This window comes from [Clostridium] symbiosum (genome assembly GCA_036419695.1).
In the GTDB taxonomy this organism is placed as follows: Bacteria; Bacillota; Clostridia; order Lachnospirales; family Lachnospiraceae; genus Otoolea; species Otoolea symbiosa_A.
Genome location: CP143946.1, coordinates 1908555 through 1920057, shown reverse-complemented (window position 1 = coordinate 1920057; position 11503 = coordinate 1908555). Strand labels below are relative to the sequence as shown.

Sequence of the window (11503 nt, the reverse complement as noted above, 5' to 3'; positions counted from 1 at the left end):
TTTTTCGTCCTGTCCTTCTCTGCAATATTATAAACGAATAACGGTCCAGCCCCACCCGGACCGTTACAAAAAAACTGTTTCCTTGACAATCTCTTTCTTTAGTATAGGTGCAATTGTTTTTTTTAGCAAGCAGAAAGTACGCTGTGGGGAACCTGTTTAAGAGGCCATTACCTTTGAACAGGAACAAGAGGCCGTCATCCGCATATCCTCCGGTCAGGAGCTCCCGGTTAGTAACGGCAAATTTCCGCTCCCGTCATGTGTGCCAGTTTTTCAAGCTCCGACGCCACATCGCCGTAAATCACTACAAAATGAGGTTCCCATCCCTCTTTTACGCTGTCGTACACAACGTCCTTTGCCGCCTTCTCCGTCTTCACCACGACGGAGGTACCGCAGAACTGCTTCGGTTTGTCGAGCGCCTCACCCTGCGAGATGAAGAAACGGAAGGTGCCGTCCGTCTTTCTGCCGACGCGGAACACAGTCACATGCTCACAGGCCTCGCAGCCGAAATCCATGGTCGGGCCGATCTTCCTGTTTGGATGCACTCCCACCTGGGCCCCCGTATCCTTCCTGGCCAGGGAACAGGCCGCCATGCCGCAGTGCCAGTAGGTGATCGTCCCCTCTTTTTCATCCATGGAGACGGGATCCCCAAAGAATGCCGCCTTACCGGTCAACTGGCTTCCGATGAACATGGACAGCGCCCCGTACACGTCGGATTCACAGCTCGCCGAAATCCCGGCGGCGTTGAGCAGGGAAAGCACCGAACATACCGGCGTCCCAAAGGAAGTGAAAAAGTCCGGCCAGCAGCGGGAAGACAGGGCGCCGATCCCGTTCTCTTCTACATAGTCTTTGTATGCCTTGTAGAGACGGGCAAAATCTTTTACATTTTTCTCAGGGGTATCTTCCATCCCCACCATCCACTGTTTTGCTTCTTTGAGATATTCACCGCACTCCTCATCCGTAAAGCTCTTTGCCTTCTCGATCAGCTCTCTCGCCTCGATAGCCTCCAGCGTCACTCCGAAGGTATGAAGAAGCTCCGCATCCAGGGCCCGGCCAAAGCCGAAGCCCTGGGGGGTATGGCCGATGGCCGCCATTTTAAGGTTCCTTAATTTACAGCGCACATCAGCGGCACGGATCGCAGCTCCTATCTCGGCCGCCACTTCATCCTCCTCCGGGGAGCCGAAAACATATTCAAATTCTCCCTCCCGGAATGCGCGGATGGCGTTGGCCGCGGAATATGCCCCGGTCAGGGAATTCAGGCGGAGCCTGCCGCCGTCGATCACCGGCTCCCTCAGCGTCCAGAGAAGCACCGGGCAGGTAAAGCGTTTTAACACTTCGCTTGCGTAGGCCGCATTGGCAAAAGTGATATTCTGAAGAACAATTAAATCCGGGTGGATAGTATCCAGAAATTGATTTAAATCGTCCAGTGTCAAAAGCATTTTGTCAGGATATACGCCGTCCTCCGTCAGGGAGGACAGCAGTTTTATGGATTTATCAAATTCGATCTGCGCACTTTCCAGATGGAACGTGCCGACGCCGATCGGTATATAGGCAACTTGAAAACTCATTCTTTCTCTCCTTTTTCATTGTCAGCCGCGGGTCCGTTTTTGTCCCGCGGATTCCGTTTTGCCCCGTGGGTTCCGTTTTTGCCCGCGGATTCAGCTTTGCCCGCAGGTTCCGTTTTGCCCGCAGATTCAGTGTTTCGTCTCACAGGCTCAGGCTTTTCTTTCCGCCTGATCCTTCATCATCTCTTCCATCTGCGCCTGGTTTAATGATTCCACCTTCTTATTAATCCGGATCATGGAAACCACCAGAATTACGGTGAGGATCAGAATGACGCAGGAAATCGGCCGTTTGAAGAAAATCAGGTAATCTTTATCATAGCTCATCATACTGGTGACAAAGTTCATCTCCATAATATCCGCCAGGATCATTCCCAGCATCATTGGAGTGGACGAGATGTCCAGTATCGTCAGCAGGTAGCTGAACACCAGAATAGCCGCGGTCAGCACCAGTTCCTTCGTGTTTCCAGTGGCTGCAAACGCGCCGGCAAAACAGAAGATAATGATGATCGGAGCCAGGTAGGTATAGCGCACCTGGATAATTTTAGCAACCGCCCTGGTGAGGGCCAGGCCGATGGGGTACAGGAAAAGGTTGGCCACAAGGCAGCCCAGGATGATGGAATAGGCGATTACACCCTGTTTTGTAAACATATTGGGTCCGGGCTGGATGCCGTGCAGGATAAAGGCCCCGAGAAGCAGCGCCGTAACTCCGTCACCTGGAATTCCCAGGGTCAGGAGGGGAATCATGGCCGAGCCTACCACCGCGTTGTTACTGGCCTCTGCCGCCGCAATTCCTTCCAGGCTCCCCTTGCCGAAGTCCTGGGGACGTTTGGAAGCTCTCCGGCATTCGTTGTAGCACATAAACTGGGCCACACCGCCGCCCACGCCGGGCATTGCGCCCAGGATCGAGGCGATGACGGAGGAACGCGTACAGGCCGGAAGGATCGATTTGGCCTCTTTTAACGTCAGCCCTTCATTATCAATCTTCGTCATATCGTCCAGTTTTCCCTCTGCCAGGACAAAGTCCCTCAGCTTCTGCACCACCTGGGTCAGCGCAATCAGGGCGATCATGGCCGGCAGCATGTCAATTCCGTACCGCAGGGCATCGATGCCGAAGGTAAACCGCATGACACCCGTTACCGCATCGGCTCCGATGGACGCCATCAGGATGCCCAGAAGGCCCGACATGATTCCCTTTGGAAGACTGTCGCCGCTGACGCCGGCTATCAGGGAAATGCCCAGGATCGCCATCGAGAAGTACTCCACCGACGCGAATTTGGACACCAGCTTCGTGATGAACGAGGCGCAGACCAGAAGTAACAGGGCTGAAAACAGGCCGCCGAAGGTGGAGGCAAATAACGAGGTGTCCAGCGCTTTCTTCACCTTGCCCTTTTTCGCCAGCGGATACCCGTCGAACGTCGTGGCAATGGCCGAGTTGGTCCCCGGCGTATTCAGCGTAATGGCACTGATTGAACCGCCGTACATGCCTCCGACATATACGGCCAGAAGGGAAATAATCGCCGTGTCCGGGGATGAAAACGAATAGGTAAGCGGCAGAAGCAGGATAATGCCCAGGGTAACCGAAAGGCCGGGAATACATCCCACGATCATGCCCAGGACCAGGCCTCCGAAAATAATTACCAGGTTACCGACGGTAAACACCTGGTGTAAAGCGAGAATAATCTGCTGTAAATCTCCCATAAAAGTCAACCTCCCAGTCCCGGAATGCCAGGCAGCGATACATGGAATACATATTTAAACAGAAAAAAGATTCCAATCCCTGCCGCAACCGTAAAGATATAGATAAAAGGTTTGCGCTCCCCGCAGTAAAACAGAATAATCGGGAAAATAATAACTACGCCCGGAATAAATCCGATGTTAATCACCAGCGCCACAAAGACACAGAGAAGGACGATCATAATAATACATGGTTTTTCCTTTTTCCAGTCGAATTCAATAATCCTTTCTTTTTTAAATACCAGGCTCTGTATCAGCAGCAAAACCGAACAGATCAGGGTTCCCACCAGACAGATGCCCGGAATAATTCTCGGGCTGGGTGCACCGGAGTCAAACATGGGGAGACGAACCTGAGACGGCATCGCAGCCAGCATCGCAATACTGAACAGCCCCATAAGGATTCCGGACCAGAAGTTGGTTTTAATTTTAAATTTCATTGACAACACTTCCTTTCTCCGAAGTCTCTGCAAAAATTTTCCTGAGATACGGGGAATGGGCTGCCTGACGGCAGCCCATCAGCCCCTTTTGGATACCTGACCCGTGCACACGGCTTTCGGTCAGTGTCATGGTTCTCATTACTGATTCTTATCACTGATTCTTATTACTGCTGCTTGCTCAGAGTTTCAAATGCAGCGAGGGCTTTTGCACATCCGTCTTCCAGGAACGCTTTCGCGTCATCGCCGTACACTTCAAACCGGTTCAGCATAATCTCGCCAATCCAGTCGCTGTATTCCGGAGATGCCCACACGTCTTTGGAAATCTGGGCTACCTCATCGATCCAGGCCTGGTCGGCTCCGGTGCGGACTGCTACAAATCCTCCGGCCGGAAGAATCGAACCGCTGTAATCAACGTCGGCATTCAGGGCGGGATCTTTTACATCGCCTGCAATTCCAGGAACCGCAATCGGGCCGTTGGGGCCTGTAAAACCTTCAAATTTCTTGTCGGAAAATGCCAGGATCGGGATCATGGTCCCTGCCTCCACATCTTCCTGTCCGGCCTGGGTTGTACCTACGAACACATCCACTTCGCCGTCCGTCAAACCTTTCTTCTGAGCGGCTCCGCCATCATAAGGAACTACCATCACCTTACCGCCCTCCTGGGCAATCAGGGAACCGAGAGCCAGATGCGGATCTGATAACGGGTTGCCGCCGGACATCTTGATACCGCCTGATTTAGACTTTTCGAGAAGGTCTGCCAGCGTGGCATCCGGTTTTGCGTACATAATCCAGGTTCTGTCATCAATATCGGCAACCGGGTAGATATCATTTCTGTCAAAATCCACTACCTCTGTCTGGTATTTCTTTCCCAGGTCATGACGGTACGCCACACCAAATCCGTATACCAGGAGATCTTTAGTGGAAGGATCCTGGTCCGTATACCAGTTTGCCGCGGAGAATCCGTCTCCACCGGTCATATTCTCAACGATAAAATTGTATTCCGGATGAACTTTTCCTGCTACCAGGGCATATTTTCTTGCAATGGCATCGGCCGTTCCTCCTACGCCGTAAGGGCAGATAATCTTAATTGTCTGGCCGCTTCCGCCTGCTGCCGGCGCATTTGCATCGGCAGCCGCCTCCGTCTTGCCGTCCGAAGCAGCTTTCGTCTCCGCCGTTCCCGAACCGGAACTTCCACAGCCTGCCAGTGAAACTGCCATTGCCGCCGCCATCGCCAGTGCTAATACTCTTTTCTTCATAATTAAAACCCTCCTGTAAAATTTAAAATATTCTTTTGCTACTTAACCAACAGTAATACCCCTGAAATAAACAACAGCAGATATGTAATCATCATAAACAGCTTCTGGCTCATCCTCGCATAGAGCTTTGCCCCGATAAACATTCCGGCCAGCAGAAACGGGATGGAAATCAGCTGTATTTTCACAAGTTCCGCATTCCACAGCCCCATCCTGATATCGTCCGCCAGAATCATGCCGTTTAAAAAAATCCAGACCGTGGAGATGGTGGCCCTGAAGCTCACCTTGTCCGGTATCTTTTTCGTCAGATAGCCGATTAAAAGCGGGCCTCCCGATACAAAAATCCCGTGCACGATACCGGCCAGCACCAGCAGCAGATACAGCGCCGGTGAATCTTTACCCCTCTCCCGCGCTGCTAAAGCCGCTTTCTTCCCGTCTTTTCCGTCTCCCTTTTTCAGTGTGTAAATTCCCTGAACGGACAGAAAAATGATAAAGACTCCGAGAATCTTATAAAGAACCTGTTCTTTGCCTGCAAACAGCCCTTTGATCAGAATCCCTCCGATAATGCCCGCCGCCATGACGGCCACAATCTTTTTTAATTCCTTCCAGCAGACGCTCCTGTGTTTACCGGCAAAGACGTAAATCCCTGATAAAAGCCCCAGCACGTTGAGCACCGGTTTGGCTACCGGATATCCCACCAGCATCAGGCTGGGCGGCATGGCGAGAATGGTACCCGCGAAGCCGGTGATTCCCTGGATGATGTTGGTGAATAATATGATAAGAAGAAACAGTATGTAATTTGTCATCGGCGTTTACTTCCCATGTTTTCTGCGGATTTCTTCAAACAGCGGCGCATATTCCGAATCTTTTCTATAGAATACCGGCGTGTCGCCGAGGGGGGCCGGAACCGTATGGCTGCCTTTCCCGTATTCGTCCCCGGTCCACAGATGGATCCATTCTCCTTTTGGAAGATAAACCTCCCACTGGATCTGTTCCGCCAGATAGACGGGAGCTGCCAGCACATCCCGTCCCAGCATGTATTCATACTGGATATCGTAGCATACCTCATCCTCTTCGTTGTGCAGGAACAGAGGGCGCTGCACCGGGATTCCCGTCTTCGCATTCTCAGCAACCAGCATTTTTATATAGGGGGCCATCATCGTATAGACATCCACCAGACGGGCCAGCCTGTTCATGCAGTCTTCGTCCTCATAATACTGGAAATTCTCGTCCGGCCGGTTTCCCTCATGGGTCCGCATCACCGGCGTGAATGCCGCCATCTCGGCCCAGCGCAGGAACAGTTCCTTTGTCCTTGTGTTTCCGAATAGAGAGGTATATCCCCCAATATCACTGTGGTTTAAGCCGCAGCCGGTCATACCGGCGCTCAGGGCCGCGCAGATTACGGTTGCCAGGCCGTCATGGATTGTAAAGTCCACCGACTGGTCGCCCGCCCAGAGAAGGGTGCAGTACTTCTGGCTTCCGGTGCCTCCGGCCCGCATGAAATAGACCGCCTCACCGAGCTTTCCCGTTTCCACCAGCGCATCGTAATTGCATTTTGCCCAGAGGGCCGGCCAGTGGTTATGCTCCACCATCGCCGATTTCCCGCTGGCGAGCACGATGTCGTCGGTCGGCAGGTATTCGCCGAAATCCGCCATCCATCCGTCCACTCCGATATCCAGGCTGTGTTTTATGATTACCTCATTCTTAAACCACTCATAGGCGGCAGGGTTGGTAAAATCCACCACGCCGCAATAAAATTCCCCGAAATCCACCAGGTAATCGCTGCCGTCCGCCTTGGTGGCGAAGACGCCTGCTTCTTTCCCCCGGCGGTATAAATCCCCGTCGTTTACCAGGTACGGATTGATGTAGCCCAGGAACCTGATTCCTCTCTCATGCAGCTTTTTGATCTGTTCCGGCAGGCCGGGGTACATTTCCTTATGGTACTGCCAGTCCCACTGGAGGCGTTTTCCAAAGGATGTTACTCTCTTGCCGCACCAGTCCTGGCACCAGATGCCGGAAACTTTAATGCCGTGTTCCAGTGTCTTTTCAAGAAGGCCGAAGGAACGCTCATTTCCTCCCTGGACGCCGATAATCAGGCCGTTATAAATCCAGTCCGGAAGCTCCGGCTGCCGTCCGAAGAAGGCGCTCTCCTTTTCCAGGAGTTCCACGAAATTTTCCGCCGCCTCGATGCGGATGGAGGCCGGCACTTCCCATATCTGCAATTCATGGAATCCGGGACTGCGGAAATCAAAATCGGCATAGGCCGTGGAATCCACATGGAGATAATAACGCTTTGTGGAAACAAAGGTGGGCTGCGGGTAATTAGTATTGTAATAATCCCCTCCCGCCTTATTCTCCACGTCCGAACGCCATGTCACATAAGTGGTTTTGTCCCTGCCAACGCCCGGCTCGGAGGTCCACAGCGGAAAATGTCTTCCCCTTAAGTTGAAGTATGACATCTGTTCGCCGCATCCATAGCATTTCTCATCAGCGTCCGCGCTGACACGGAACCAGAACCGGTTGACGGCCGGGTTTTTCTGTTCAAAGGAGAGCACCGCACAGCCGCCGTCCAGTTTCAGGGTCATGGAAAGCTTCCCCTCCATATCAAATACCAGGCCGTCCGGCGTTTCCCGGGTTCCCGTAACGGAAAGCGCCCTGCGCTCCGTCACGTAATCCTCAATCTTGAAATTGCCGCGGTACATATCCACATTTTCTTTTCCGCATCCGACATAGATCATCGGAAGGTCTTTTCTGTATTCCAGAATCGTCTCCGAGCCGTGTTTTAATGCGAATTCATTGCCGTTTCGAATCAGTTCCATATAAATCTCCTTATCGAATCTGCCGCTGCCGCCCTTTTTACGGGCGGCGGCATCACGCCTTAATAATGTAATTCCTTATTCTCACCGATGAGTCCGGCATGGGCTCCCTGTCTGATTAACGGCTCCCGCTCCGCATGGGCGATCACCCATTTATTCTTCTGAAGCAGCAGGGCTCCCTCCGCATCCGCCGGCTCGCTTTTGTGTTCCAGCGGGGTATTAGTTCCTCTGGGAAGGATTACGATCCCTTTAAATCCTTCGTCCGTCACGCGGCAGGGGGACAGATGAAGCGTGGTCTGGTACATCTCGATTGCCGTGCCTTTTTCCACGAAAAAGACCTTTGCGTCCTCCACCCGGTATGTATTGTCATGAATTTCCCATACATGGCCCAGCACCAGCATAAAGTCGGTTACCGCCACGTTAATCTCGCTTCCCTTGTGATACTCAAAACCGTTGTATGTCGTATTCCGTCCGTTGCAGTAGCCTACCTGAATCTCCATCTCGCCGTAAAATTTGTCACGGATGTCCCGGAATACCGGCTCCGCTTCCAGCTCCGGCACCGAGGCCAGGTATACATTTCCGTCCTCTGGTATCTCCGTGTTTTCTTCCATAAAGGAGATCAGTGCAGACATATCATATCCCGTCACCACCCGTCCATAGGAGGCAAATTCCGCATCCTCCACGGAAAGGACGGGCACATCGTTGACCTGATTCAGCCTTTCAAGCGTTGTCATGCTTATCCGCCTTTCTTCTTTCTATCTTAGATCAGCCCCTTACCACCTTTATCGTGGCGCAGAAATCTTCTTTTCCGTAACCCAGTTCCAGCGCTTTGTCGTAGACACGGCAGGCATTCTGTTCACCCGGCATGGAAAGCCCGCACTCTTTTGCCAGCTCCATGCAGATATGGACGTCCTTCGCCATATTCTCCACGGAAAATGCGGTGGTATAGTCTTCCTTCTCGATCGGCGTTTTCTTGCCGTCCAGATAGAAGTTCTGGCCGCCTCCATAGGAGATGGCCTCCGCATAAGCGCTGACGCCGATCCCGTTCTTCTCAGCCAGCGCAATCGTCTCGTTGACGCCGTTCTGTATCTGGGAAACAAGAGCGTTATGGCAGATTTTCATAACCAGGCCCTTGCCGTTGCCGCCCATGCGGATTACATTTTCCCCCATATAAAGGAGGACAGGGCGCATCTTTTCACATGTCTCCTCGTCTCCACCCATATAGATGCCGAGTTTACCGGCAATGGCCGCCGGTTTCGACTTCACAACCGGGGCGTCGATGAATCCGGCTCCCGTTTTCTTAACCATCTCCGATATCTCGATGGAAACGCTTGGGTCAATTGTGCTCATGTCAATGCAGGTCTTTGTCACGTCCAGCACGTCTAAAATCCCTGTGTAAACCGCCCTGGAGTGCTCCGACTTCGGAACCATGGAAATGATTACATCCGATTTTTCAGCCAGCTCTTTTGCGCTGCCGCAGGCTTCTGCGCCTCTTGATGCCAGAAGGTCCACCTTCTCTTTTACAAAATCAAACACATAAACCGTGTCGTCATGCTTTTTTACAATGTTCTCGCTCATGGACTCTCCCATGATGCCAAGTCCGATAAATCCTATCTTCATGGTTTTTATCATTCCTTTCTCCGGTGATATATACCGCGGCCTATTCTGTAATGGTGTTATCCCATGCGTTAATGAAGGTTCCAAGGCCCTGTGTGGTGTATGCGTGTTTCATCGTATCCTTATATACGTCGAGGCCGGTTGTCACGATATCCGCTCCGGCTACGGCACAGTCCACAATCTGTTTCGGCGTGCGGATTGCCGCGCAGATGATCTCCGTCTTTCCGTAGAAGCCGTAATTTTTATAAATTTCAACGATGTTCTTTATGTATTCCCTGCAGTCCTCGCCGTTGGCCTCTTTCCAGCCGATGAACGGGGAAACGAAGAGAGAACCGTTTTTGGCCGGAAGAATGGCCTGGGCCGGTGAGAAAACGAGGGTTACATTGGTACGGATCCCCATCTTCTCCAGTCTTCTGGCTGCCGTGATGCCGGACTCCACAGCCGGAATCTTGATTACAAAGTTAGGGCTGATGGCAGAAACCTTTTTAGCCATCTCCACCATCTCGTCCGCATCATCCAGGTGGGGATTGATCTCTACGGATACCGGAAACTTGTCCACGCCCTCGATTCCCTCGGACTTAATCCACTCCGCGATATCGGTAATCGCCGTCATAAACGGTTTTCCGCTGACCATAATATGTCTTGGGTTTGTCGTCACCCCGTCAATTCCAAAGGTATTGTAAGCGTACTGGATTTCATCAAGTTTTGCACTGTCTAAAAAGTATTTCATTTCTTTCCCTCTCTTTCTTTTAATTAATTCATTTAATCATCCAATAAGTTCAAAGAAATTTCAAAGAGCTTTTTCATGACTTCTCCCTGTTATTTCTCGGTTATGAGAATATGATATGGCAACATTGCACAAATGTCAACAGGACTTTAATAACTTTTTTGTTTTTAGTTACTTTGTTTAATTTATTTAATTAATTTTATGCAATCTACCGATTTTTTCTGTTCTCAACATTTATTATAATAATTGGAAGGAACGGCTCCGCCTGTTCCGTAAACGCATGCTCCGGGCAAACGGGCTGTGAAAGGAGGATTATTTATGAAGGAGTTGATTCGTCCAAAAGATTTAACGGCAGGGAGGCCGCTCCCGGTTCTTCTCTCCTACTCTCTTCCCATGTTTGCGGGCATGTTTTTTCAGCAGGCCTACAATCTCGCCGACAGCTGGATCGCGGGCAACTGCATCGGTTCCATCTCCCTTGGACCGTAGGGACATGTTATCCGGTCACCGTCCTTTATATTGCCGTCGCATCGGGCCTCGGCACGGCGTCTGGTGGATCGGCCGGCCGCCTGGGCGGTTGGAACCTTCGTCTGCTGCCTGTCATACCGGAGGGCGGACGGATACAAGGCAGTCTATAAAATGAGCGCAAAAAAACCGGCAGGGAAACCCTGACTTGCATTCAGGTTCCTCTGCCGGTTATTACCGTTCTCTTCTCTCTGCCCTTTACCGCTTATTATTTATTGCGGCCGCAGCACTTCTTATATTTCTTTCCGCTTCCGCATGGACATGGATCGTTTGGATAGATCTTCTGCTCGTTGCGGACGGTTCCGGATGCTTTCTGGGCTTTATAAAGCTCTTTTCTCTTCTCCTCGGTCAGGATGGAATCCCACTGTGGAAGTTCAAAAAGCCAGTTAGCCTTTGCCTCTACCATATTGTAATATAATTTCTCCGGATCGATCTCAATCTTAACTGTGGTATCCTCGTCCATCGTCTCGATTGGATTCTCGTAGCCTTTCAGGCTCTCGTTGATTCCGTCTAAAAATCCCGTCATGATTAATACTTCTGTCTCATATTTCTCGGCCAGCTCTTTCACTGTGCCTTCTATTACCTCTGTGGGATTGGAAAGGATCTTCTCATAGATTCCTTTCTCAATTGCAAAATATCCGGACCAGAGTTCTTCCTTCTGTTTATCATCCATCCCATCGCCGTATGCAAGATTACGCCAGTTTTCCAACAATGTCATATGTAATAACCTTCCTTTTTCCGTGATTATTAACGCAAATGCGTCAGTCCGTCTCTAGTATATAACATGTTGACGGTTTTTGCAAAATATTTTTTTATTAACACGTATCACACAATA

General features: G+C 51.1%; 11 protein-coding genes. 1 reads left to right on the top strand and 10 read right to left on the bottom strand.

From position 1 onward, the window contains the following. Positions 1 to 227 precede the first annotated feature (227 nt). The 9 genes from V3C10_08865 to V3C10_08825 form a co-directional block, all read right to left on the bottom strand. Positions 228 to 1565: a fucose isomerase gene (locus V3C10_08865; protein WVP63895.1), complete on the bottom strand. Its 1338-nt coding sequence runs from the start codon at positions 1563 to 1565 to the stop codon at positions 228 to 230. 147 nt (positions 1566 to 1712) lie between these two features. Continuing rightward, the gene (locus V3C10_08860; protein WVP63894.1) at positions 1713 to 3260 is read right to left on the bottom strand and encodes a tripartite tricarboxylate transporter permease; all 1548 of its coding nucleotides are present in this window, start codon (positions 3258 to 3260) and stop codon (positions 1713 to 1715) included. A 5-nt stretch (positions 3261 to 3265) separates the two neighbouring features. Further along, positions 3266 to 3733, bottom strand: coding sequence for a tripartite tricarboxylate transporter TctB family protein (locus V3C10_08855; GenBank protein ID WVP63893.1), 468 nt, complete (start codon positions 3731 to 3733; stop codon positions 3266 to 3268). A gap of 164 nt (positions 3734 to 3897) precedes the next feature. After that, the gene (locus V3C10_08850; GenBank protein ID WVP63892.1) at positions 3898 to 4989 is read right to left on the bottom strand and encodes a tripartite tricarboxylate transporter substrate-binding protein; all 1092 of its coding nucleotides are present in this window, start codon (positions 4987 to 4989) and stop codon (positions 3898 to 3900) included. Positions 4990 to 5027: 38 nt separating this feature from the next. Beyond that, positions 5028 to 5792, bottom strand: a complete 765-nt coding sequence (locus tag V3C10_08845; GenBank protein ID WVP63891.1) for a sulfite exporter TauE/SafE family protein — start codon at positions 5790 to 5792, stop codon at positions 5028 to 5030. Between the two features lie 6 nt (positions 5793 to 5798). After that, on the bottom strand, positions 5799 to 7805 hold the full coding sequence (locus V3C10_08840; protein ID WVP63890.1) for an alpha-glucosidase: 2007 nt from the start codon (positions 7803 to 7805) through the stop codon (positions 5799 to 5801). A gap of 59 nt (positions 7806 to 7864) precedes the next feature. Beyond that, positions 7865 to 8536: a DUF4867 family protein gene (locus V3C10_08835; protein ID WVP63889.1), complete on the bottom strand. Its 672-nt coding sequence runs from the start codon at positions 8534 to 8536 to the stop codon at positions 7865 to 7867. Positions 8537 to 8567: 31 nt separating this feature from the next. Beyond that, positions 8568 to 9422: an NAD(P)-dependent oxidoreductase gene (locus tag V3C10_08830; protein ID WVP64601.1), complete on the bottom strand. Its 855-nt coding sequence runs from the start codon at positions 9420 to 9422 to the stop codon at positions 8568 to 8570. 40 nt (positions 9423 to 9462) lie between these two features. After that, complete coding sequence (locus V3C10_08825; protein WVP63888.1) at positions 9463 to 10149, bottom strand: transaldolase family protein; 687 nt, start codon at positions 10147 to 10149, stop codon at positions 9463 to 9465. A 315-nt stretch (positions 10150 to 10464) separates the two neighbouring features. Between V3C10_08825 and V3C10_08820 the strand changes: the two genes are divergently transcribed. Then, positions 10465 to 10632, top strand: a complete 168-nt coding sequence (locus V3C10_08820; GenBank protein ID WVP63887.1) for a hypothetical protein — start codon at positions 10465 to 10467, stop codon at positions 10630 to 10632. A 244-nt stretch (positions 10633 to 10876) separates the two neighbouring features. Here V3C10_08820 and V3C10_08815 read toward each other — a convergent pair whose 3' ends face one another. Continuing rightward, positions 10877 to 11386, bottom strand: a complete 510-nt coding sequence (locus V3C10_08815; protein ID WVP63886.1) for an SEC-C metal-binding domain-containing protein — start codon at positions 11384 to 11386, stop codon at positions 10877 to 10879. Positions 11387 to 11503: the final 117 nt, after the last annotated feature.

Excerpts from the sequence above, each read along its gene's own strand:
- V3C10_08830 (WVP64601.1), bottom strand. The coding sequence starts at position 9,422 with ATGAAGATAGGATTTATCGGACTTGGCATCATGGGAGAGTCCATGAGC.
- V3C10_08835 (WVP63889.1), bottom strand. The coding sequence starts at position 8,536 with ATGACAACGCTTGAAAGGCTGAATCAGGTCAACGATGTGCCCGTCCTT.
- V3C10_08845 (WVP63891.1), bottom strand. The coding sequence starts at position 5,792 with ATGACAAATTACATACTGTTTCTTCTTATCATATTATTCACCAACATC.
- V3C10_08815 (WVP63886.1), bottom strand. The coding sequence starts at position 11,386 with ATGACATTGTTGGAAAACTGGCGTAATCTTGCATACGGCGATGGGATG.
- V3C10_08860 (WVP63894.1), bottom strand. The coding sequence starts at position 3,260 with ATGGGAGATTTACAGCAGATTATTCTCGCTTTACACCAGGTGTTTACC.
- V3C10_08820 (WVP63887.1), top strand. The coding sequence starts at position 10,465 with ATGAAGGAGTTGATTCGTCCAAAAGATTTAACGGCAGGGAGGCCGCTC.
- V3C10_08840 (WVP63890.1), bottom strand. The coding sequence starts at position 7,805 with ATGGAACTGATTCGAAACGGCAATGAATTCGCATTAAAACACGGCTCG.
- V3C10_08825 (WVP63888.1), bottom strand. The coding sequence starts at position 10,149 with ATGAAATACTTTTTAGACAGTGCAAAACTTGATGAAATCCAGTACGCT.
- V3C10_08855 (WVP63893.1), bottom strand. The coding sequence starts at position 3,733 with ATGAAATTTAAAATTAAAACCAACTTCTGGTCCGGAATCCTTATGGGG.
- V3C10_08850 (WVP63892.1), bottom strand. The coding sequence starts at position 4,989 with ATGAAGAAAAGAGTATTAGCACTGGCGATGGCGGCGGCAATGGCAGTT.
- V3C10_08865 (WVP63895.1), bottom strand. The coding sequence starts at position 1,565 with ATGAGTTTTCAAGTTGCCTATATACCGATCGGCGTCGGCACGTTCCAT.